Genomic DNA, 24,011 nt, shown 5'->3' with positions numbered 1-24,011 from the left:
CTGCTTCTGAATTCATCGGCAGCACCCTGCAGCCTTTCCGCATTCATGTCGTTCAATACCACTACACCGCCTTCTTCAACAAAGCGTTTAGCTATGGCCTTGCCTATTCCGCCGGCGCTGCCGGTCACCAAAGCAATCTTTCCGGTCAGCGGCTTAGGCTTTGGCATCCTTTGCAGTTTAGCCTCTTCCAAAAGCCAGTATTCTATATTGAATGCTTCCTGTCTCGGTAAAGAAGTATATTCAGATATGGCTTCGGCGCCTTTCATCACGTTGATTGCATTGGTATAAAACTCGGCAGCAACTCTGGCAGTTTGTTTATCTTTAGAAAACGAGAACATTCCTATCCCCGGATATAAAATGATCACCGGGTTTGCGTCCCTTATTGCAGGACTATTGTCGTGTTTGCAGGAATCGTAATATTCGCCGTACATTTTTCTATAGGCTTCAAATTCCGGCGCAAGCCTTTCCTTGAGGGCCTTCACGTCAGTCAGATCTTCATCGGGCTGCAGGTCCAGCACCAGCGGGCTGATCTTTGTGCGCAGGAAGTGGTCAGGACAACTGGTGCCCAGCGGAGCCAGTCTGTCCAGGTCATTCGAATTGATGAACTCCAATACCCTCGAATCATCTGTAAAATGACCGATCATGTGTTTTTCGCTGGAGCAAAAGCCTCTTAACAATGGTGCAATAGCCGCAGCTTGCTTCAAACGTGCAGAAACTTCTGCACTCGCTATCTTCTGACCACCAAATACCTGGCCTTTCCTGCCGTAATGGGCTTCCAGGTATTCCGCACATTTTTCAATAACGTCCAGGGTATTGATGTAACTTTCATAGGCGGTATCCCCCCAGGTAAATAAGCCGTGCGAACCCAGCATAATCCCCCTGATACCCGGATTTTCATCCAGGCAAGCCTTCAGCATCAATCCCAGCTCAAAACCCGGTTTTTGCCATGGCACCCATCCAATGGTTCCGCCAAACAGTTCTTTCGTAATCTGTTCCCCGTCCTTTGCAGCAGCAATGGCGATAGCTGCATCCGGGTGAAGGTGGTCAATATGTTTAAACGGCAAAAAACCGTGCAATGGTGTGTCAATCGAAGGGGCTTTAGACTGCAGGTCATAGATGCAATGGTTAAAAAGTTCCACCATTTCGTCCTCATAGGTCAGGCCCCTGTAGATGTTCTTTAAGTTGCGAAGCTTGTCCACATACAAAGCGGCCAGTCCGCTTCTCTTTAAAGTACCCAGGTCACCGCCAGAACCTTTTACCCACATCACTTCAGCATCATTGCCGGTCAGCGGATCCTTAGCGATGGCTTTACAGGAAGTATTTCCACCACCGTAATTGGTGAGGCGCAGATCAGCACCCAGTAAATTTGAACGGTAGATCAATAAGGCAACTTCATCACCAGCCAGTTTTGCTGCCTCCTCTTCATTCCACAAATAGCTTACGTGATTATAACTTTTCGTTTCAATTGACATTATAGTATTTATTTTTTATGATTTAACCTTTAATTGAATTACCGTAGCCAACAATAAGCACTGATAGAATAATGGTAAGGATACCAACCAGCACAGTTATTAAAGTTTTTTTGGAAACACCTTTCCATTCTTTAAGCACCAGTCCCCAAACATTTGCAATTAAAATGATGAACGCCATGTGCAATATCCAGGAGCTTGCTCCATTGCCCATTTTGCTCTCTCCCATTCCGTAGAAAAAGAATTGCAGGAACCAGGTTGTGCCGGCTAAGGCAGAAAATATGTAGTTTTTTAACAGTGGTGTAGACTTGTTTGTATAATCGCCAAATGATTTATTTCTTGCGTTCAATACCATACACCAGATGAAGTTGGTGGTCAAACCGCCCCAAAGCACAATGACATAGGTCACATTATTGGAGAACAGAAAATTGCCGGACTCCGATGGGTTCGCGGCTTTCCAGATGGCGTTTGCTGCATCGGCCATTGGCTTACCTGCTTCAATACCGAAATTAAAACAGGCACTTAACACACCTGAAACAATCCCGACAAATAAGCCCAAACCAAATTTATATTCAGTTTTAATTTCTAATCCGTGCGGATCCGTTACACCGGTGTTGATCTCTTTTTCTTTCATCATCCCCGCTTTACCGCAGATGACAATTCCGAGCACACAAACCAGCAACCCCAACAATACCATTCTGCCCCAATCCGTATGTAAGAACATGGTAAAAGTATCTTTCCCGGCCTGCGGGAAAACATCGAAATAAATAGATGGCAATATAGACCCCAGGACCATACAAAGACCAAGGATAATGCTGCTCCCCAGGGAGACACCCAGATAGCGAACCCCCAGTCCATAAGTTAAGCCGCCAATCCCCCACAATATCCCGAAAAAATAGGCTAAGCTTAAGGTTTTTCCCTCGGCGGCAGCAATGATGTCACTAAAGTTTGGAATGGTTAAATACGCCGCCAGCGGCGGAACGATCAGCCAGGAAAAAATACCACCGACAATCCAGTAACTTTCCCAGGCCCAGCCTCTCACTTTCTTATAAGGGATGTAGAAACTACCGGATGCGAAACCGCCGATAAAATGGAAAATTACACCTAAGATTGCATTCATATCTATTGAGTTATATTTGGTTTAGAAGCACTAATTTAGAGATGATGTTCTTTAAAACTGTCATGTACCATCATGGGAGATCAAAGAAAAATGAGATTATTTAAATGGAAGCTCTCCTGGTGTAGTAAAACGGCACCTCGACATGCCTGCAGGAATTGTCCAGAACGAGATTTGCAGCCACCGTTCCCATAAATTTAAAATCGGTCGATATGGTCGTAATGCCATTCAGTATGATCTTTTTCAGCGGAGTTTCATTATAGGAGATCACACCCACGTCCTTACCGATCTTAAACTTCATACCGATCACGCGCTCCAAAAGGATCACCAGGTCATCTTCCATCAGGTTGATGAATACCTCACCTTCGTTAATCGGTTCCTCAGTAATGTTACTTACAACTTTATGAGAGAACGCGTATTGATGACAAAAACGGTGAAAACCATCCAGAATTTCTTTGGGAAAATAGCTTCTTTTAGGAAAAATGATCTTTAGCGTATGATACTTGCTCAGTTGAGTACGTGCCTGCTCCAGCGCGTCGTAAATATTTTTCTCAAAATTCTCATATGCGGCGGCATACTGTCCATCAATTCCCGGAATCTTTTTATCGAGCAGCACCAGCTTTTCCTTTGGAAGCGCGTTGATGATGTCCCTTGCATACTCCTCTCCTTCTATAAAATGAGGTATGATCACATAATGCGAATAATCTTCGTTCTTATTGGTCAAAAACCGTTTAAACAAGGTAAAGTCATTGTTGTAGATGTAAAAATCAACCGAGACATCATCACCAAGTGCGGCAATAAAGGCATCATAAACGATCTTCTTATGCGCACTCAGTTTGTTAAACAAAAGGAATACCTTCAGTTTACGCTTGAAATCTATATTGGCGATATAATATCCCTTTCCGGGAACTGAATTGATCACGCCGATATTTTTCAGGTACTTATACCCTTTTTCGGCGGTATCCCTGGATATTTCCAGCTTATAGCTCAGTTCATTGATAGAAGGCAGTAGAGTTTCCTTTTTCAATTTTCCCTGCTCGACAGCTTTTATGATCGCATTAGACAGCTGAAGATATTTTGGAGTAGCCGAATATTCGTCAATAAGTATAAAATCGAAAAAGGTAGGTGATTTCATGTTTAAAAGTACAGATTTTTCTGGTAACGACAGGTGAAGAAATTGCCGGCAGGAGCCATCCGCCGGCAATAAAGCAACCTAAACATATAACTGAGAACGTTAAAAAGTCTTGATATCTTTATATTACCTGATTTCAAATTTGTATTTCCCTGCTGCAATTTCAGTTTTTCCCGTAAGCACCTTGCCATCCTGATAAGCTTTCTGTGAGCCGGTCAAAGGGAAGTATACCGTAGCCGATGAATTGGCAGGAACAGTCACTTCGTAAACCACACCCTCACCTGCTCTTGTCCATGAGGAAACAATTGCACCGTAAGGGCCGTCATGCCTGGCCTCAAAGTGATCCAGGCCGCTTACAAAATTCGGCTTCAGCAATACATTCTTAAATCCCGGCTGCTGTTCATCTGTTCTGATCCCGCCCAGTCCTTTGTACAACCATGCACCCACCTCTCCAAACATGATGTGGTTTAAGGAAATGTCACGTTTGGCATCAATTCGCCAGTTTTCATATAAAGTAGTAGCGCCGTTTACTATCCACCAGCCCCAGGAAGGATAGGTCTCCTGTGCTGCCACCTTATAAGCCAGATCCGCATGACCGTTTTCGCTTAAAGCATTCAGGATCGCCTTTGTACCCAATAAACCTACGTCGAGGTGATTGTTACCGCCTTCCACTTTTTTAGCAAGATTATCCGCCACCTTAGTTTTCATGCCTTCAGGGACCAAACCCCAGTACAATGGCATACACAACTCCGTCTGTCTTCCGTCACCGTAAATACCAGTAGCGGCATTCAAAAATTTGGCATTAAAAGCAGCTTTGATCTTTGCAGCCAGCGCCGTATATCTCTGATAATCGTCTGTTTTGCTGAGGAGTTTAGCCGTTTTCGCCAGGATCACGGCATCTGCGTAATAGTAGACCGAAGAAGTGAACTCCACCGGCGGTTTATCACTCACCGGAACCCAATCTCCCAGGCCCCAGGTGGTCAGTCCGGAAGGACTGATGTCAGTGATGTGGTCCACATAGCGCTTCATATTCGGAAAATTATTCCTTAAGATCTGGTCATCTCCATAATACAAATAAATATTCCATGGGATAAGCGCGATGGTACTGGTCCAGTCAGGCCCGTTGCCCCAGTCATAGCCCCAGCCATCAGTAGGGATAATAGAAGGCAAAACACCGTTTGGCTGCTGCTCATCCCTGTGGTCGCTCAGCCATTTCTCGTAAATGGTAATTCCGTCAAAATTATAAAGACCAGTTTCCAGAGCAATATGCGCGTCTCCCGTCCAGCCATTCTTTTCCCTTTGCGGACAATCGGTCGGATAGCCAAACAAATTGGACAGATAGGAATTATTTGTCGCAAACCAGATCTTGTCCAGCGTAGGGTTAGACGATTTGATATGGCCTGCTACCGGAACATCACTGTGCATAAAATAACCCGTAAGGCTTTCTTTGGTCAGTTGTACCGGCTTGCTGCTGGTCACCTCCACGAATTGAAAACCTTTATAGTTGAAATGCGGCATAAAGGATTCCTCGCCACGCCCGTTCAAAGTAACAATATCCACCTGAAAAGGATCGGTATCATCAGTCGGGCGGTAATGCTGGTCTATGTTGGACATATCTGCGCGCCCGTTCTTATACAAACGTTCCGCATGTTTTAACCTGATCACGGTACCCGCTTCTCCCTTTACCGTAATCTGGCTTACACCCGAAATGTTTCTTCCCAAATCAAACACATATGCGGTGTCATTGATCTTGTTGATGCTGATGGCCGGTATCTTCTCCACGTTTCTAACCGGATGCATAACCTGAGCGACCACATTGCCAGAAGGTGCAGTGCGTAACCCTGCATTTTTCCATTTGATGTCATCAAAGTTTACCACATTCCATCCCACCTGTTCCAGGCGTCCATCATAATGTTCCGCAGTATAAATACTGTTGAAAATCACCGGGCTCAAAGCTGTTTTCCAGTCGCGGTCTGTAGAGACCGTTTCAACCGTACCATCAGCATAAGTGATCCTGATGTCCAGACAGAAAGTTGGCCTGTTCCTCCACGGTGCTTTATGAAAATCCCAGACCGCAGTAGACTGATGGTTGTACCAGCCATTGCCCAGCAATACACCTACCGCGTTTTTGCCGTTTTGCAGCTGCGATGTCACATCATAGGTCACATATAATGTCCTCCTGTCATATCTCGTGTACATCGGGTCCATCCTGTGGTTGCCGACCTTTTTGCCGTTCAGGTACAATTCATACAAGCCGCCACAGGCGATATACGCCCTGGCAGATTTTATTTTTTTAGCAGCAGGAAATACTTTCCTGAAGTAAGGAGCCGGTTTGGCCTTTACATCCGTGCCATCACTGATCCAGGCGCCTTTCCAGTTTGCCATGGTCATCATCCCGGTTTCAAAGCTGGATATAGAGGAGGAGGGTTTGCCATCCTTGTCCCATACCTCTACCAGCCAGTAATATTTGGTAAAAGCCTCCAGTGCTTTTCCTTTATAAGTCACAAGGCTCAAAGAAGAATTTTGTTTTCCCGAATCCCAAACCAGGCCCTTCTTTCCGGCTACTGCCAGCGAATCCTTGCCGACTACCACACGGTAAGCAGTCTGCTTTGCCGCCAGACGTTCATCGGCCATCATCCAGGACAAGCGCGGACTGGCCGCATCTATGCCCAAAGGGCGCTCCAAATGCTCACATTGTAAGCCTGCGGGTTTCACTGCAGCAAAACCATATCCCTTTTGGGTAAATGGCAATGCAAGTAAAAGCATCAGCAAATAGCGATATCTCATATTTCGTTGTGTGTTCTGCAATATTAATTTTTGGGCTACTTCCCGGCAACCTGTGCTATCCTGCATTCAAAGTGATAAGCACCGGAACCAATTTCTGACTTATTGCTGGTTTCTTTACCATCTTTTAATTCCGCGGCAGGTAATATTACCGTTGCAGTTGTGTTTGCCGGAACCAGGACATCCAGTTTAAATATGCCGCTTTCGATCTTCCATGAAGATTTCAGCAAGCCGTATGGAGTGTTGAGCTCACCTGCAGCACTGGTGATACTGCCCCCCGGTTTGGGGCTGATGGTGATCTTTTTGTACCCGGGTGCAGATTCATCCCCATTGATTCCGGCCATGTTGCGGTACATCCAGTCACCAATGGCGCCATAAGCATAATGATTATAAGAGTTCATATCAGGTGTCTGGAACGATCCGTTTGGTTTAATACCATCCCATCTTTCCCATATCGTAGTTGCGCCCATTTTCACAGGATACAACCATGAAGGGTAGCTCTCCTGCATCAATAATTTATAGGCTACGTCATTATGGCCATAACGGGTCAGTACATGACACAAATAAGGCGTACCCAAAAAACCAGTGGTCAGGTGATTTCCATAATTTTGTATATTGGCCACCAGGCGTTCTGCCGATGAGATCCTTAAAGCTTCCGGCAGCATATCAAAATTCAGTGCCAGTACATAAGCGGTCTGCGTTCCGGAAACCAGTCTGCCGCTCGGCGTCAGGTATTCCTTCACAAAAGCCGCTTTGATATCGGCCAGTAGTTTCGTGTACTGATCTGCTTCATCCTGTTTGCCCAATACCTTTGCTGCGTTGATCAGCAGTTGGGTAGAATGCGCATAAAAAGTCTGGGCGATCAGGTATTTGTCTGTCACCGCAGCCCTGCCGTCATTGTCATCATCAGGACGGTAAAACAGCCAGTCACCAAAGTGACCACCTGAATTCCATAAGTTATTCTTTGCCACAGATGATATATAGCCCACCCATTTTTTCATGCTCTCATACTGGGTTTCCAGTATCCTCCGGTCTCCATAAGCGACATACATATCCCATGGAATAATGGTCGATACATCCGCCCATCCGGCAGAAGCACCGTCATTCGGGCCCAGCACATTCGGGATCACATGCGGAATCAGGCCATTAGGCTGCTGATCTGCCTTTACATCCTTTAGCCACTTGGTAAAGAAACCTGCTACATTCATGTTGTAGGCCGCAGTATTGGCAAATGCCTGCGCATCACCCGTCCAGCCCAAACGCTCATCACGTTGCGGACAATCAGTAGGCACATCCACAAAATTTCCTTTTTGTCCCCATTGAATGTTGTGCTGCAATTGATTTAACAGCGCATTGGAAGTTGAAAACTTACCAGTTGTTTCCATATCTGAATAGAGGGCAACTGCGGTCAGATCCTCAGGTTTCAGCTCACCCGGATATCCCTCCACCTTCACATACCTGAAGCCCTGGAAAGTAAAATGCGGCTCAAAAACCTGTTCTGCATTCTCTTTTAAAATATAAACGTCCTGCGCCTTTGCAGATCTCAGGTTCACCGTATAAAAATTACCTTCCTTGGTCAGTACTTCAGCGTGGCTCAGCGTGATCTTTGTTCCCGCGACACCTTTAGCTTTGAGCATGACCCAGCCCACCAGGTTCTGTCCAAAATCGACCACTGTCTCACCGGCAGGGGTTTTGAAGACTTTCAAGGCTTTAAACTCCTCTTTTTTCCTCACCGGAGGTCCGCTCATTGCCACCAGCTGTTCCGCCCCTTTCTCCATCGTCCCTACTCCTGTCCAGGAAGCATCTTCTTTATACCCTGTATTGGCCCAGCCTGCTTTTTCCAGCCTGGCATCGTAGGTCTCGCCATCGTAAATATCCGAAGCTACAATAGGTCCGTATGCATATTTCCAGCTTTCATCTGTATTGATCGTTTCCTTTGATCCATCGGTATATTCTACTTCTATCTGCAATAGCAGTCCACGGGTATCCCCGTAAAAGTTCTTTTGATTGTTAAAACCGATCCTTCCCTTATACCAACCATTTCCCAGAGTTACACCTATGGCATTAACGCCGCTTTTCAAAGCAGCTGTCACATCATATACCTGGTACTGCAGGTGATATTTATAACTTGTCCATCCCGGTGCAAAATAAGTATCGCTCACGCGCTGACCATTGATATTGGCTTCATACAAGCCCTTTGCCGTGACGTAAGCCATAGCAGATTTCAGCGATTTTTTCAACGAGAACTCCTTTCTGAACAGCGGACTTCTGGCGGAAGTATCTTTGCCAGAGACGGTGATCCATTTGGCCGTCCAGTCGGCAGGCTTTAAGCCCATTTGCCAGTGCTGCACAGCGCTCCACGCAGAAGTGTTGCCATGGTTATCTTTTATCCTAACCTGCCAGCAATAGCGCTTTTTCGATCCCAGTTCAGGACCATCATAAGTAATCAGTACAGACTGATCCGTGTTTTTTGCGCTTTTCCAGAAAATATTCTTTCCTTTTACAACTTCATTTTTATCTGTGCCTACCCTTATTTCATAAGAAACCTGCTTTGTATCTTTCGCTGCCGCATTAATTTTCCAGCTCATCCTTGGAGCAGTTGTTTCTAACGACAGGGGGTTATTCAGATGCTCAACTTCGAGCTCGGTAAGACTGATCTTCTGAGCAAATACGGTAAGGTTCAGGGCGAGTAATGCTGTAAGCAAAAAGCATTTAGTAGAGGTAATATTCATATGTCTTATATTCGGATGCTACTAGTATCCGCAATATTTTTCAAACGGCCGTCATGTACTGTCCTGCTGGATACCCCGGCTTATCAAAAAATCAAAAGACTAGAGTGGGAAATATCGGATTCGAACCGATGACCCTTACCTTGTCGAGGTAATGCTCTAAACCAACTGAGCTAAATTCCCTTTAATTTTCCGCCAAAATACAATTTAGTTATATAATTGAACATGTAAGTTGAGAATATTTTTTTTCCTCTCCCCTTCTCCACAAATCAACCCGACAAAATATAGGAGATTACTGACAATAATACTTCAATAAATCGTAGACTTGTCTTATCTGATTAGATACTTGTCGGAGATAAAGAATATAGAGTATGTGTTTTTCGGCCACGGCAAGTTTTATAGCAGGTACAGGTTTACTGGCAATTGGTGTAATTGCCATCAAACGATCAAAAAATACACCACAATATGTCCTGGCTTGCATACCCGTAGTTTTCGCTATACAGCAATTTACTGAAGGATTATTATGGCTCGCCATATCTGAAGCTGAATATGCCCGGTGGCGGCAGCTGGCAATGTATTTATTTTTGATATTTGCCCAAATTGTATGGCCCATACTTGTACCAACATCCATTTTATTGTTTGAAAAGGACCGTTTAAGAAAGAAAATATTATATATACTTTTAGGATCAGGCGTGCTGGCTGCACTTTACCTGGGTTATTCGCTTATCTATTATGGTGCAACGGCTACAATAGAAAATCATCATATAAAATATCAGCTGGACTTTCCATTTTCAGGAAAAGTGCTTAGAGGCATCCCCTACATGCTGGCAACTGCAATTTCTCCATTTATCTCGAGCAATAAATGGCTTAGACTTCTTGGATGGGCCCTTGCTATTTCTTATGTATTTACCGCATTTATGTACATAGATTATCTTACCTCGGTATGGTGCTACTTCGGTGCCATTTTAAGCGCCTTAATTCTTTTTATAATTAGAAAGACTTCTTATAATTAGAAAGACTTCTTATTTAGAAAGACTTCTAAAAGATTCGTCGTTTCCAGTAACCTAAAGCAGGTCGTCATTGCCTTTGGTTAACCAAAGGCAATGACGACCTGCTTTCCTTTTCCCCTTTCCCCAAGTTTCAGCGGGCGAATTGTTGTTCTTAATTTGTTGTGAGAGAAAAATCGGGCGTTCTCAGAGAATACATAGGGCTCTGTGCGCTTTTTCAGCGCGCTAGGTCCAGTATTCGAAGAGTAATGCCCGATTTTTCACAAATTACTGAACAACCGTCGCCAGCTGAAACTGACTCGTACTCACTTCCTTTTGATCAGCACTCAGGAACGACAAATACGGATAAACCGTATCCCCACTCCACATCGCCGGCACCGCCAGGTCATAAGACAAATCAGACCTTACTGCGTCACCAACCGATACCGCCCATCCCTGCTTCGACGGATTGTAAACGATCAGCACCAGCTGATCAGTGGGTCCGCCTTTGAAAGGCGCAGGAACAGTCGCCGACCATGAAAAGTCCAGCTGCGCATCAGTAGAACGAAACTAACTGCACTTACTATTGTCACAGTAATAATAAATAACCCCCTGTATTCGGGAATCCAGCTTTCCGGTTTATCCTTGTAAAAGTAAAGGAAAGAGAAATAATAGAATCTGAGGTATTTCATATAGTTGTTAAAAATAATAAACAACATACCAATAAACAATAGACTAAGCATGCATAAACTACCAAGGATTAGAGGCTATATAAGCCCAGCGATCTCCTTCAAAAAGGTAACACTAACCGAATCTCCAGCATCATACATAAAAATGGCTTTTGGTGAACACTAGATCTAAAAACTTGCTAACTATAGTCTAATTATTTTATATTTAAAAAACTAATTAAGATGCTTAAATTTAATGTTAGCTTTCAGTTTCAAGTTCGATAAAATCTACATTGCACTCTTCTGCATCTGCTGCGTTATAAGCATCGCAGGCTGCAGGCAGGAGAAAAAAGCGAAAAAACAAGATCAGGAAAAATCTAAAGCCATTAAAGAATGGAACAAAACCATTCCCGGCAACTTTAGTGCGGAGCAAAACAGATTCCTGGATTCTATGGAAATAGATAGCTTTATCAACAAGTATCCCTTATTTCAAGCTTACGCCGCCTCTATCCGCGAATTTTATGATGGTCGTAACCTTGCCTATGCATGGTATGCTGATAATCGGTTGATAGAGCAGGCGGGAAACCTGGCCGACCGTGTAAAAAATCTTAAGAATGAAGGCATATCTCAGGAAACCCCTTACAGAAATATCCTGGATTCGCTGTTGTATGCCAAAGCAGCGGGGACACCAGATGTGAAATTGGAATTGATGCTGACGGCCAATTATTTTGTTTTTGCAAAACTAGCATGGGAAGGTATGGACCCCGCCATCAGCAAATCTTCGCAATGGTATCTCCCAAGAAAGAAAATGTCTTATGCATCTTATCTGGACAGCCTGATCAGTGCTCCCCAAAAGGCATCGAAGACGGCTGCACCAGTATACAGGCAATATGACCTCTTGAAACAGCATTTGTCTCACTATCGGGACCTGCAAAAGGAAGACCCCTCATGGACTCCCATCACCAGTACTGTCAAATCTTATAAACCGGGCGATTCGTCAGTGCCAATAGCTGCAGTAAAACAAAGACTTTTTAAACTAGGTGATTTTAAGGGCGATACGCTCAGCTACGTTTATGACGAAGCGCTTGAAACCGCCACAAAACAGTTTCAAAGCAGGCACGGCCTCCCCGCCGACGGGGCGATAGGTAAAGGTACGCTGGATGAAATGAATGTACCGCTAACTAACCGGATCAGGCAGATCCTGGTCAATATGGAACGATGCCGCTGGCTGCCTGTACATATGGATTCTGTGTATTTAGGGGTCAATATTCCGGAGTTCAAGCTGCATGTATATCATTCAGACAGCCTGCTGTGGAGCTGCAACGTAGTAGTAGGACAGTCGGTGCACCGCACGGTTATATTTTCGGGTGATATGAAATATGTGGTGTTCAGTCCTTACTGGAATGTACCTGAAAGCATCGTCCGCAATGAAATCATGCCAGCGATGAAGCGAAATCCGGGTTATATAAAAAGTCATAAAATGGAGATTACCGGGTATAATGGCGGAATCCCTAATGTACGGCAAAAACCAGGTCCGCAAAATTCATTGGGTCTTGTAAAGTTTTTATTTCCAAACAGTTACAACATTTACCTCCACGACAGTCCGGCCAAATCGCTTTTTAATGAAAGCTCGCGGGCATTCAGCCATGGCTGTATCCGGGTAGGCGAGCCATTTAAGCTAGCGGCCTTTCTGCTGCAGAACTACGACAACTGGGACGAACAGAAGATCAAAAGCAGCATGAACCGGGGCGTGGAGCAGTATGTAACCCTGAAGCATAAAATACCAGTCTTTATTGCTTATTTTACAGCTTTTACCGACCGCAAAAACCTGCTTAATTTCAGAAAGGATATTTATAGCAGAGACGATGCGCTGGCAAAAATGCTGATTGAGGATTAAAACTTTAACTTGACCCTGAATTGTAATTGAATTAATGCAGTGCCAACTGCGCTTGTCCAGTTTCTTTATTCCCGATCGTCATGGCTATAATTAAGAAATTATTTACAATAGATTTTACAACATGTCGATTTTCCCTGCTTTACTGTTTCTGCATTTAACAGCGCTCATTATGATGGCCGGCGCTACGCTGGTTGGATTTGTCAATTACCGGACGTTCTGGAATCTTTTTCATCAGGAAAAGGTACAGGCGACAGGTGTACTGGCTGCTTCCGCCAGGTTTTCAAGGCTGAACGGAATTGGTGCTGCGCTGCTTATTGTCACCGGTGCCGCCATGATCGCCCTTACGCAGGGGGCTTTCGCAAGTCAGCTATGGTTCAGGATAAAAATTGTCTTTGTTATCCTTTTGATCATTAATGGAGGTTTCTGGGGCAGAAGGCTGGACACGAAGCTTGCCAAAATTACCAGTGCCAGGGTCCCGGTCTGGGATGAACAGGCGCTGCGCTTAGAAGGTCAATTGCGGGTGTTTTATTTGATGCAGTTCGCTATTTTCTTAGTTATCATTTTTCTAAGTGCCTACAAATTCAATTAATTGATCTTATAAAAAACAATTGATAAAAACTCAAATTCCATTCTACAAATCAGAACAATATATCAATATACTGTTCTGATATTCAAATACTTGTATCTAATAAATTTGTTTTGGAAACGTGTTTTTATTCGCTAAATCTGTATATGTTTGCCGCAGCTAATTATTCATAAAACAGGCAACTATGCAAACTGATCAAATTATCATTTACCAGACTACAGACGGACAAACAGCAATTGATGTAAAACTTGAAAACGAAACGATTTGGCTTAACCTGAATCAGATTTCGGCATTATTTAGCAGAGATAAATCGGTTATTTCAAGACATCTTAAAAACATCTTCGACGAGGAAGAACTAGATCATCAATCAACTGTTGCAAAAAATGCAACAGTTCAAATTGAAGGAGGTGTCTCTAAGGAACGTGTTATAGAATATTTTAATCTCGACGTAATTATCTCTGTCGGCTATAGGGTCAATTCAAAACGAGGAACTCAATTCCGTATCTGGGCCAATAAAGTGCTCAAAGAATACCTTGTCAAAGGCTATACAGTAAACGAGAAACGTCTAAAAGAACAGGCCGAGCAGTTGACCAATCTGAAAAACACGGTAGCCTTGCTAAGCAATGTCATTGAAAACAAAGAGTTAACCTCTGACGAAGCAACAGGTCTTTTAAAAGTGGTAACAGACTACACTTATGCCCTGGATATACTTGACAAGTATGACCACCAGGCGTTAATCATAGAAGGAACTACTCCAAATGAACTATTTATCTTAAATTATCTCGATGCCAAACATGCAATACTAGATCTGAAAGAAAAATTTGGTGGTGGTATGCTATTTGGAAATGAAAAAGACGATTCATTTCAAGGGTCAATTGGTGCCATCTATCAAACATTCGGAGGTGACGACCTGTATCCAAGTGTTGAGGAAAAAGCAGCAAACCTTCTATATTTTGTAGTAAAGAACCATTCCTTTTCTGATGGGAATAAACGTATTGCCGCTTATTTATTCGTTTGGTTTATGGACAAGAATGGAATACTGTATGCTGACAACGGTTCTAAACGCATTGCCGATAACGCCCTGGTCGCGCTCACACTGATGATCGCCGAAAGCAAAGCGGAAGAAAAAGACATTATGATAAAGGTGATTGTAAACCTGATTAATACAAATAATTAACGAATGACAGTCAAATAGTATTTAGAAAATAATCCAGCAATGGAATATCAAATAACTTCAGAAAAACATTATCACGAAACAATGATAGTGATCTATGATCTGATGAACGAGGGTGAAGCAAAAAATTCGAGGACGCAACCAGTTAATAAATGTTAAATAGCTATGGTAATTTGGCGATGTCAAAGAATCTTTAACAAAAGTAATTAATTTATTACCTTTGAGACTATGCTATGAAATGTAGTGAATTGTTTAGATTGCTACATAAAGATGGATTGGTAGACATTCGACAGAGCGGGAGTCATGTTATATTAAGACATCCAACTAAAATTGGGCAGATAAGCATCCCAAATCATGGCGGTAAAGAGATTAAAAAAGGATTATTAATTGGGATATTAAAACAGGCCGACATAAAAACAGATAAAAGATGAAGAAACCAAGAATAATAATGACGGTCATCAAAGAACAAACCGGATTCAGTGCCAGTGTAAATTTAAACAATACATTTATAGGAACGCAAGCAGAAGACATGGAAGAGTTAAAAGTCAGCATTATTGATGTATTGAACTTATCATTTGAAGAACAGAAGATTACGTTTGACATGGACGATATCACATTAAAGCCGGATTTGCCAAGTTTCTTTGAATTTTACAAAGTCATCAACGCAAAGGCGCTAAGTCAACGTATCGGAATGAGCCAAAGTTTACTATCTCAATACATTAACGGCATCAAAAAGCCATCACAAAATCAAACCAAACGCATTTTACAAGGTGTTCAAAGGCTGGGCCGGGAATTGACCGCTATCCAATTTTTACTTTAAATGGCACGATCAATTAGGAAAACCCCAATTTTTGGGATCACAGCTGCAAGTTCAGAAAAAGCTGACAAAAGACGCTGGAACAGAACATTCAGAAGAATATCAAAGCATAAAATAGCAATTAAGCAGGACTTACCAGCGAAAATAAATGCCATCACCAATGTGTGGGACGGGAATAAAGATGGCAAACACTATTGGAAAGACTATTCGGTTAAAGACATGCGCAAGTAATGCTATCTAAATTCCTCCTGAAAATCCTTTTCAAGAAATGGGCAAGTCAATAAGCGGTGATGAAGGAATTGCAAAACAGAGAATCCTCCGCTATGCTCACGGCAATGATTCTGACTACCCGGCAATTATTAAAAAAGATGAAACCAAAGCTCATTAAAAAGGGTTAAGAAGTCAAAGGTGTTAACTAACTAGAATCAGAAATCATGAACAACAAGGTCTATATTTTAGCGGCTGTAACTGCCGTAATGGCGTCGTGCTCCTCACCGGACAAGCGGGTGGAAACTGAAGCTGATACCACTCTGAGCACGACGGTCAACGATACTACAAATAAGGATAGCACTGCTAAAGATGTAGTTAATGCCACGGGCAGCATGAATGGCAGCAACAACAGCGGTGTAAACTCCAGTGATGGTAAACCTCAGAAGGCCGATACCTCTGCCGGCCGCAATTAAAGAAACATCGTATGCTTATCAAACGACTTTATTTAATCGGTGCATGCCTAATGGCATTGCTTTCACCAGTTCATCTTTCAAGGCCTTCGGCGGACACCTACTGTCGGCAACAGTAGGGACAGGTTCATTGGAAATAACGGTAATCGTACATGATAAAAAATTGCAGCGTAAAATGGAAGAGCCTTTGGGAGCTAATGTATTGCAACTGCAGTAAGCACTATAAAAGTTTTTCCATGTAGATTGTACCTTCCACTAGCCCTAGTCAAATTTGGTTAATATTAATTCCATTTGAATATTGCAGCGCGCATACGGTGTTGACCGCCCCACAACTTTTTTAAAGCCCAGTTTGTGATATAGGTTGATCGCGGGTTTTAGTAAGGTATTGCTCTCCAGATAAAGTTTTGATGCGCCCAGGCCCTTTGCTTCTGTTACTACTGCCTGCCCTAGCAACCAACCGATGCTTTTACCTTGCACATCGGGCGAAACGGCCATCTTTGCCATTTCATACTGGTAATCAGGATCGTCCATCTTAATGAGCGCACATATACCTACTGGCTGCTCGTTATATAATGCCACAAAGATTTTTCCTCCTTTATCGAGTATATAAGATTTGGGATTGTCCAATGCTTTGGTATCCGCTTCTTCAATTTCGAAATAGGTAGAAATCCATTGTTCATTAAGCGATTTAAAAGCAGTTTGATACAGTTCGCTATAAGGAACGATCTGAACATCTTTGCTCTCCCGAACCTTGCGTTGCTCCTGCACTCTTTTCAGCAGTGATTTTTGTTCTAAAAGAAATTCCCATTCTGCCAGCGCTTCCCACAGGTTGTGCCGGGCTTCATTGATGATCCCTTCTATTGCAGCATCTACATCTGCTAATTGCAGTGTCAGCTTGTCGGAAAATGATTTACCTTTTTTAGTTAGCGCCACCACATTGCGACGTTTGTCAGAAGATTTCTGATTTTCCTTAACAAGCCCGGCATTTGTCATTTCTCTTACAATCTTACTAACGGAGGGTTGAGAATGCCCAATTTCAACTGCGATTTCCGTGATGGTTTTTTCGGTGCCTTGAGCCAATACAAAGAACACCGGAAACCATTTTGGCGCAAAATCCAAACCATACCATTTGTATATTTTAGCCGCATCATCGGTAATCATTGCACTAAACAACCTCAAGCGACTTCCCAGGGCAGATTTACCCGTTTTCTCAAATATATCCATTTATCATCACCATTTACATAACTAGTTATGCAAAATTAGGAATAATCTTTAATAATGCAAATATTTGATTTTAGGGTGGAAGAATTATAGCATATGATTTTGGCTGTTCCGCAGTAGCAACAAGATCTATCCTGATGCAGAAAATCCGCCAACCGGCTATCCACTAGTTTTTAATTTTAACCAATGTACAAGGATACATATCCCGAATGTAAAAAATACCATCGAACATATCCGTCCACAACCCAGAACAGGCATTATGAAACGATCCTTTCATGAAAAAATATGTCTTTGCGCTTGGATTTTCTGTCCGGAACTGTTTAAAGTCAACGAAAGCGTATGGTATAGTTTCAGGTATCCAGGTTTCGAAACTGTTTTTGACAGGCGGCTGCACAGTAAATTTTTTGTCGTTGGTAATTCTACCTGCGGTTCCAGTTCTAGAATTAAAACCCAAAACATAAGTCTTTGCGTAGAGCTGTTTATCTGCCGTAAAAAAATCACCCATATTTCTCCATTTCCAAACCGGATTGTCCATTAGTTTGGGGTTTTTAAGAATGTGGATATTATGCGCCCAAACAATGATTTTCTCATTCGGAAATTTATATTTCAGAAGCCATCTTAAATTCTCTGCCATTTGTTTATCCCTAATTTCTAGGTAATCATTGCCCTTGCTTAACAATGAAATCTCACTCTCCGCATTGGCCTTTAAACTTTTAAGCAGCATCATTTCAAAAACTGCGGTATCCACTGTCGAAAGTTCGTTGATAATTTGTTTCAGTGCTTCCTTAAAATTTCGTTGTTTTTGAATGTCTTTATTATATTTTATTGAATCGATAAAGGAATAAAAATCTTTCTTGTACTTTCCCGTCCCCGTAAATTTTACGTGCTGTCTTTTTAGAAAGCTGTCTATGTAGATTTTCAGGTTCGCCAAACTATATGTTCCGTGGACTTGACTATCGAAGCCAGTTATTACAAGAGACTTATTGTCCTTATAAGTTTTTGGGATATAACTGTAAAGCAGGTTACCGCACTGTTCACATTTAGTCCATATACTAAAAATATTGTCAGGGAGGAATCCATCAATGTCAGTCCTTGTTTTGGCCAATCGGTCCCAACCTTCGTTGAGCGCAAAAAAGTCACTCTCAAAGGCCAAAACGTTGAATCCCTTCTGTTCATGAAGATATTTGATCAATCTTGTCTTAGCCAAAAAGGTTGGCGCATCACCATGGTCTTGTTCGCCCAACATTACAATCCTGGAGTCTCCAATCGCTTTTCCAATGGCCTGCAAATCAGAATAATCAGTTGAATCGGGCGAGATAGTCCGGATATCAACTCGATTTTCTGTTACAAACGTCTTAATATCTTTTTGTACGCAAGCGGAAAGGGTAATTACGATGAAAGTGAATAGCAATATTTGTTTTAACATATTTATGCATTTGATCATAAAGAAAGATCCGATAATCCTTTCATCCCAAATCGAGTCAACCTACAAGATAGCATTAATACCAGCACGGTACAAATGAAGCCTTTTCCAATATCGTCCACACCGTGGACGCAATTGAGTTGGGGTCGAATTCGACTTCTTTATAAAGTAGGCTGGGAGCAGATCGACCTCTATGCCATTCTTCCCATCATATACAACAAAACGATTTGGGTCTTTAATGACGCCCTTTAATCGTTTATGATTTGTCGATGACTTTAGAAAACCCACTTATTATTTAGCCTTCTCTTGTGGGTCCAATCCTATGTTCAATTCAACTTAACCGGATAATCACCGGATAACTGCCAATACAATACTTAAACTTGTCAAAAATTAAATATTTAGATAAGCCTGATACACCAAGCCGCCTTATTAATTATTTCAGAAAATGAAATTTAATTCTAAAAAACAAAATACTATATTTGTATGGTCATCATTTCAAAGACAGTAATTGGCACTTTCAATAAGATCCATCCTGATGCAGAAAATGCCTTAGAAGACTGGTACAATGCAACTAAAAATGCTGACTGGAAAAACTTCAATGAAATGAAACGAACTTTTAATAGCGTAGATGCTGTAGGGAACGATAGGTATGTCTTCAACATTAAAGGCAATTCCTTTAGACTCATTGCTTTAATAATTTTTAAAGTGCGAACGGTATTCATTCTTTTCATTGGGACTCACAAAGAATACGACAAAATTAATGCTAGTCAAATAACGTTTAGAAAATAACCTGGCAATGGAATATCAAATAACCTCAGAAAAACATTATCACGAAACAATGATAGTGATCTATGATCTGATGAACGAGGGTGAAGCAAATCTCACCGATGCAGATATAGAAAAGCTACGTATACTAACCGTTGCTACAGAAAAATTTGAAGATGAAGTTCTTGGGTTGAAACCAGTTAAACAGCCTGATTCAATTTCAGACGTATTAGAATTATTTATGTTTGAGCATAAAATTTCTCAGGCGAAGCTTGCAGATGAATTAGGTATAGGGAAGCCCAAGCTATCTCAGATACTTACCGGAAAACGTAAGCCTGATATATCTTTTATAAAAGCAATTTATAATAAACTTAAAATTGATCCAAAATTTATTTTAGACCACATCTAACTGTGTCACCCTTCAAACAGGAAGCCGTGGTGGAAACATGAAGATAGCTGGAATACTTTAAAAAAGTTGACACCGATCAGCGCGACGATTAGAAAAACGACAGAGAAAAAAGACATCAGGCAGGAAACTACCTGATTATTAATGGATTGTCAGTAAAGAGTCATATCAGTTTTGGTATAGATATGTTTAACAATTCTTGTCGTTTCTTAAACAGAGTAATTAATTTTTTTTTAAGGATTAGGCCGCTGACGGATATCGGCCGGCCTAATTTTTTACAGATTAATATTCAATTTTTTCAAGGAAAGTAACTAAAACTTTTAGAGGTAGAATCTATTTTAGCAAAGAGAAATACTAAATGTTTATGATAACTTTCTCATTACCATTGTATTTTGTTAATTTGAGTTAAGCTGGCCGAAGGTGCCGGTAATTGTTATTGTCCAAACCAATATTCAGCAAAACCCGAATGAACACAATTCTAAAACACCGGATAACAGCTATTGATTTCCTCAGAGGTGCGATCATGATCATTATGGCCCTTGACCACGTGAGGGACTATTTATATTCCGGTTCTTTTTTCTACGACCCGCTTGACCTTACAAAAACAAGCGGCATTTTATTTTTCACCAGGTGGATCACTCACTTTTGCGCACCGGTATTTATGTTGCTGGCAGGAACCTCCGCATTTTTAACCGGGCAAAAGAAAACTAAAAAAGAACTATCGCTCTTCCTGCTAAAAAGAGGGTTATGGCTGATCTTTCTGGAAATGATCGTGGTCAATTTCGCCTGGAACTTTAATATCACCTTCCCCATGTTCTTTTTTATAACCATATGGGCATTGGGCGTAAGTATGATACTACTGGCGGCGATAATTCATCTGCCCATAAAATGGATCCTTGGTATTTGTTTGACAATAATAGCGGGCCACAACCTTTTAGATGACATTCATGTGGCAGGTAATTCACTGCCGGCTTTCGGCTGGTCGCTGCTTCATGACCAGCAGTTCTTCACCTGGCATAAAACAGTTTTTTTGGTGGGCTATCCTATAATTCCACTAATGGCTGTAATGCCGTTAGGGTATTGCCTGGGCATGTGGTATACCGCAGACTACGATACCGGCAAAAGACAAAAAAATTTGCTGATTCTGGGCGGTTTGGCTATCGTTTCGTTTATCATCCTTCGCTATGCGAATGTTTACGGAGATCCGGTAAAATGGGAAGTACAAAAAAATACTTTGTTTACGTTCCTTTCATTTATTAATGTCAGTAAGTACCCCCCATCACTGCTATATCTCCTGATGACACTGGGCGCAGCCCTTTTATTTCTGTCATTTACAGAAAAACTAAGAGGAGGTGTTGTGAAAGTGGTTTCTATATACGGCAGGGTCCCCATGTTTTATTACCTGATCCATATCTATGTGATCCATTTGGTAGCGATCGTCGCTTCAGCACTTACCCCCGGACAGGACTGGAAAATATGGATACTGACCAAACCGATATGGTTTACAACCGACCTGAAGGGTTATGGATTTTCATTGCCTGTGGCATACCTCGTTTGGATAATAATAGTGATCGCCCTGTATCCTTTGTGCAAACGCTACGATGCCTATAAACAATCCAACAAACAAAAATGGTGGCTGAGTTATTTATAAATGTTGCGTACATTTTGCCAAGATTGTAATGCTGTTATGGTCTCGCTTTGGTCCTATTTATTCGACACGGTTTCAACATCCTCCCGTAATGGTTGCAAGATGGTTGGATGGTCCGGCGGATTTTGCAACCTTGCCGGAACGTCCGCTTGACATTGATTTGGGAAATGGAGGATTATAGTACCATAATAGCCGCAATAAGGGAACAGCGGCGTAGTACGATCCAGTTCACGAATCGCAAACTTGATTTCCTTTTGTCGTTTTAATTTTGGCTTATATAAATTATAAAAACCATGGGTACATTAAATAACGGTCCTTTCGGTCATATAAATGGTCGTGTCGGCAATCTCGTGAGCTACACCTTAAAAGGTAAAAACGTAATTCGGACTGCAGGTAAAAATGCCAAGCCTCCAACGCTTGCCAAACTGGCCAATTACCAGCGGATGAAAGTGACCAATGCATTTTTGAAACCTACGCTCGCTTTGCTAAATCTTGGCTTTGCTAAAGCCGTTGAGGATACGGATCGTAGTGCTTATAACGAGGCGGTTTCTTATCATAAAAAGCATGCCTTGCAGGGTGTGTATCCGAATATCAGTATGGATTACAGCAAAGCAATGCTCAGCAAAGGTAATCTCCCTCCGGCAGTTTCTCCCGCTCTTAATATTTTGTCGAATGGTATTGAATTTACTTGGGAAATGCCAGGCAACATTGCCCCGCAATGTCTGAACAACCGGGCAATGTTGCTGGTTTTCTTTCCCGAAGGAGTAAATGCGACTCGCATACCCAGGGCAGCTATAGAATTAAGCGGCGCGAGAAGGCATGAGTGCAGGGATTTTATGGCCTTGACTGCGGCAGAGTTGGGGAAACCATTTGAGGCTTATATTGCTTTCATCGCAGATGACAGGTTGAATGTGAGTGATAGTGTGTGGGTGGGAGCCTAGGATAAGCTAAAAGGGTAAATTTTTGTAAAATGCCGCTTTTGTTAACCAAAAGCGGCTATGTTAATGGAGGATCGTGTCAATAAGGGCGGTTATCCATTTCGAAGAAAAATGGTTATGTTAGCACTATAACATTGTCCCTTCAAAAAACAGGATTAACGATTACTAATGACAATAACAAAACTCACAGCGCTGATCATTATCCTTGCCGTAATTACCTCCTTTAAGCCCCGGTACGAAAAGGAAAGCGAAAACAAAGCGTTAAAAATATTGATCATCAGCGATTTGAACGCTGGTTACGGAGATATGACCTATAGTCCGGATGTGGCCGCAGTGATCAGCAGGATAGCAGTAATTAAGCCGGACATTATACTATGCGGTGGTGATATGGTAGCCGGCCAGAAAGCTTCACTTACAGCAGAACATATTGCTAAAATGTGGGAAGGATTTAATCATACAGTCTTAAAGCCTATCAATAATCTTAAAATACCTTTCGGCTTTACATTAGGCAATCACGATGCTTCACCCAATTTTTTAAAAGACCGGACTGCTGCTAAACAGTTCTGGGACGATAACATCAAATCAACCCGCCTTACTTTTACAGATCGTATCCATTACCCGTTTTATTTTAGTTATATCAAAAACAATGTATTTTTTATGAGCTGGGACGCATCCGCAGCTAAAATAAAGCCCGAAGTGCTGGAATGGATGAAAGAACAGTTAAAAAGCAAAGCAGCAAAAAATGCCAGGCTGCGTATTTTGCTGGGCCATTTACCGTTATATCCAATCGTGGCCGACAAAAACAAACCCGGTGAAGTAAATGACAATGCCGACTGGACGCTTAATTTCCTCAAAGAAAATGGTGTTGATCTGTACATCAGCGGCCATCAGCATGCTTACTTCCCTGCGCATAAAAATGGTATGCGGCTGTTCAACGCCGGCTGCATTGGCAATGGGCCCCGTCCTATTCTGGGTCATACTGAGTCCGCAAAAAAAGCCTATTCAATTATTGAAATACCTGTAAAAAAACCTGAAGAATTTAAATTCGATGCCTTTACACCAGAAAACAATGCCTCAATAGCTATTGGCAATCTGCCAGACTCTGTGACAGGATTTAATGGCGTTATCAAGCGTATCGATCTTCCCTGAATCCTATTTTTCCAAACAATTTAACGGCTTGACAGTTAAATAATATCAGATCCTTTTGTTTATGCACGCAGAAAATATCATTGACACATTAAAATTAACCGCCTCAGCTTCTGGAAAATACACGAACATGATCCTTGACAGGGCCAACAATCACCTCATCCGGCTTAGTGTAATGACAGGACCATTCTACTGGCACCGGCATCCCAACTCTGACGAAACATTCATGGTACTCGAGGGTGTTATGGCACTGGATCTGCTGAACACCACCCTTGAATTGTCTCATGGCCAGATGTATACTGTACCAATGGGCACCATTCATAGAACGAGACCAATTACCGAACGTTCTGTTAACATCACTTTTGAGCTGGCAGATATGGAAACTATGAGGGTTGACTTTTAAGAAAAAAGGGCGGATTTCACAG

General features: G+C 42.1%; 23 protein-coding genes and 1 tRNA gene. 15 read left to right on the top strand and 9 right to left on the bottom strand.

What is annotated here, in order from left to right; translation table 11 throughout:
* The 6 genes from VK541_RS06975 to VK541_RS06950 all read right to left on the bottom strand — a co-directional run.
* On the bottom strand, positions 1-1,472 hold a 1,472-nt coding region (locus VK541_RS06975; RefSeq protein ID WP_324368283.1), incomplete at its 3' end, for a bifunctional rhamnulose-1-phosphate aldolase/short-chain dehydrogenase.
* 22 nt (positions 1,473-1,494) lie between these two features.
* Positions 1,495-2,589 carry an L-rhamnose/proton symporter RhaT gene (gene rhaT, locus VK541_RS06970; protein WP_324368281.1) on the bottom strand — a complete coding sequence of 365 codons (1,095 nt, stop codon included), beginning with the start codon at positions 2,587-2,589 and terminating at the stop codon, positions 1,495-1,497.
* 100 nt (positions 2,590-2,689) lie between these two features.
* Positions 2,690-3,721 (bottom strand): GntR family transcriptional regulator, encoded by a 1,032-nt coding sequence (locus VK541_RS06965; protein ID WP_324368280.1) that lies wholly within the window; start codon positions 3,719-3,721, stop codon positions 2,690-2,692.
* A 123-nt stretch (positions 3,722-3,844) separates the two neighbouring features.
* Positions 3,845-6,505, bottom strand: a complete 2,661-nt coding sequence (locus VK541_RS06960; protein ID WP_324368277.1) for an alpha-L-rhamnosidase — start codon at positions 6,503-6,505, stop codon at positions 3,845-3,847.
* A gap of 35 nt (positions 6,506-6,540) precedes the next feature.
* Positions 6,541-9,234 (bottom strand): glycoside hydrolase family 78 protein, encoded by a 2,694-nt coding sequence (locus VK541_RS06955; protein ID WP_324368276.1) that lies wholly within the window; start codon positions 9,232-9,234, stop codon positions 6,541-6,543.
* Positions 9,235-9,339: 105 nt separating this feature from the next.
* Positions 9,340-9,414, bottom strand: a tRNA-Val gene (locus VK541_RS06950).
* Positions 9,415-9,602: 188 nt separating this feature from the next.
* Between VK541_RS06950 and VK541_RS06945 the strand changes: the two genes are divergently transcribed.
* Entirely contained in the window at positions 9,603-10,244 is a 642-nt protein-coding gene (locus VK541_RS06945) for a DUF6629 family protein (RefSeq protein WP_324368274.1), read from the top strand.
* Between the two features lie 261 nt (positions 10,245-10,505).
* Here VK541_RS06945 and VK541_RS06940 read toward each other — a convergent pair whose 3' ends face one another.
* The gene (locus VK541_RS06940) at positions 10,506-10,766 is read right to left on the bottom strand and encodes a DUF6266 family protein (protein ID WP_324368286.1); all 261 of its coding nucleotides are present in this window, start codon (positions 10,764-10,766) and stop codon (positions 10,506-10,508) included.
* A 375-nt stretch (positions 10,767-11,141) separates the two neighbouring features.
* On the opposite strand from VK541_RS06940, the gene VK541_RS06935 reads away from it, so the two are divergent.
* The 8 genes from VK541_RS06935 (at position 11,142) to VK541_RS06905 (ending at position 16,256) form a co-directional block, all read left to right on the top strand.
* On the top strand, positions 11,142-12,782 hold the full coding sequence (locus VK541_RS06935; protein ID WP_324368272.1) for a L,D-transpeptidase family protein: 1,641 nt from the start codon (positions 11,142-11,144) through the stop codon (positions 12,780-12,782).
* Positions 12,783-12,903: 121 nt separating this feature from the next.
* Positions 12,904-13,371: a hypothetical protein gene (locus VK541_RS06930; RefSeq protein WP_324368270.1), complete on the top strand. Its 468-nt coding sequence runs from the start codon at positions 12,904-12,906 to the stop codon at positions 13,369-13,371.
* 181 nt (positions 13,372-13,552) lie between these two features.
* A complete protein-coding gene (rhuM, locus tag VK541_RS06925; RefSeq protein WP_324368268.1) occupies positions 13,553-14,545 on the top strand; it encodes a RhuM family protein in 993 nt (330 codons plus the stop codon).
* Between the two features lie 230 nt (positions 14,546-14,775).
* On the top strand, positions 14,776-14,973 hold the full coding sequence (locus VK541_RS25810) for a type II toxin-antitoxin system HicA family toxin (protein ID WP_414692611.1): 198 nt from the start codon (positions 14,776-14,778) through the stop codon (positions 14,971-14,973).
* Complete coding sequence (locus VK541_RS06920; protein ID WP_324368266.1) at positions 14,970-15,362, top strand: helix-turn-helix transcriptional regulator; 393 nt, start codon at positions 14,970-14,972, stop codon at positions 15,360-15,362. Before VK541_RS25810 ends, VK541_RS06920 begins: the two co-directional genes overlap by 4 nt.
* Complete coding sequence (locus VK541_RS06915) at positions 15,363-15,590, top strand: hypothetical protein (RefSeq protein ID WP_324368264.1); 228 nt, start codon at positions 15,363-15,365, stop codon at positions 15,588-15,590.
* Between the two features lie 203 nt (positions 15,591-15,793).
* Complete coding sequence (locus tag VK541_RS06910; protein ID WP_324368261.1) at positions 15,794-16,042, top strand: hypothetical protein; 249 nt, start codon at positions 15,794-15,796, stop codon at positions 16,040-16,042.
* A complete protein-coding gene (locus VK541_RS06905; protein WP_324368259.1) occupies positions 15,999-16,256 on the top strand; it encodes a hypothetical protein in 258 nt (85 codons plus the stop codon). The genes VK541_RS06910 and VK541_RS06905 overlap by 44 nt, the downstream gene beginning before the upstream one ends.
* 44 nt (positions 16,257-16,300) lie before the next feature.
* Here VK541_RS06905 and VK541_RS06900 read toward each other — a convergent pair whose 3' ends face one another.
* Together VK541_RS06900 and VK541_RS06895 are read right to left on the bottom strand one after the other, a co-directional pair.
* Positions 16,301-17,263 (bottom strand): bifunctional helix-turn-helix transcriptional regulator/GNAT family N-acetyltransferase, encoded by a 963-nt coding sequence (locus VK541_RS06900; RefSeq protein WP_324368257.1) that lies wholly within the window; start codon positions 17,261-17,263, stop codon positions 16,301-16,303.
* A 163-nt stretch (positions 17,264-17,426) separates the two neighbouring features.
* A complete protein-coding gene (locus tag VK541_RS06895) occupies positions 17,427-18,686 on the bottom strand; it encodes an erythromycin esterase family protein (protein ID WP_324368255.1) in 1,260 nt (419 codons plus the stop codon).
* 480 nt (positions 18,687-19,166) lie between these two features.
* On the opposite strand from VK541_RS06895, the gene VK541_RS06890 reads away from it, so the two are divergent.
* From VK541_RS06890 to VK541_RS06865, 6 genes are all read left to right on the top strand, one after another.
* Positions 19,167-19,472, top strand: coding sequence for a type II toxin-antitoxin system HigB family toxin (locus tag VK541_RS06890; RefSeq protein ID WP_324368254.1), 306 nt, complete (start codon positions 19,167-19,169; stop codon positions 19,470-19,472).
* Between the two features lie 7 nt (positions 19,473-19,479).
* Positions 19,480-19,857, top strand: coding sequence for a helix-turn-helix domain-containing protein (locus VK541_RS06885; RefSeq protein ID WP_324368252.1), 378 nt, complete (start codon positions 19,480-19,482; stop codon positions 19,855-19,857).
* Between the two features lie 463 nt (positions 19,858-20,320).
* Positions 20,321-21,505, top strand: coding sequence for a DUF1624 domain-containing protein (locus VK541_RS06880; RefSeq protein ID WP_324368250.1), 1,185 nt, complete (start codon positions 20,321-20,323; stop codon positions 21,503-21,505).
* Positions 21,506-21,795: 290 nt separating this feature from the next.
* Positions 21,796-22,443, top strand: coding sequence for a DUF6266 family protein (locus tag VK541_RS06875; protein WP_324368248.1), 648 nt, complete (start codon positions 21,796-21,798; stop codon positions 22,441-22,443).
* Positions 22,444-22,608: 165 nt separating this feature from the next.
* Entirely contained in the window at positions 22,609-23,589 is a 981-nt protein-coding gene (locus VK541_RS06870; protein WP_324368246.1) for a metallophosphoesterase, read from the top strand.
* Between the two features lie 61 nt (positions 23,590-23,650).
* Positions 23,651-23,989 carry a cupin domain-containing protein gene (locus VK541_RS06865; protein ID WP_324368244.1) on the top strand — a complete coding sequence of 113 codons (339 nt, stop codon included), beginning with the start codon at positions 23,651-23,653 and terminating at the stop codon, positions 23,987-23,989.
* Positions 23,990-24,011 lie beyond the last annotated feature (22 nt).

It is taken from the genome of Pedobacter sp. (genome assembly GCF_035317785.1).
Classification (GTDB): Bacteria; Bacteroidota; Bacteroidia; order Sphingobacteriales; family Sphingobacteriaceae; genus Pedobacter.
Note: the sequence above shows the minus strand (reverse complement) of the source record. Positions and strands in the feature narration are given on the sequence as shown.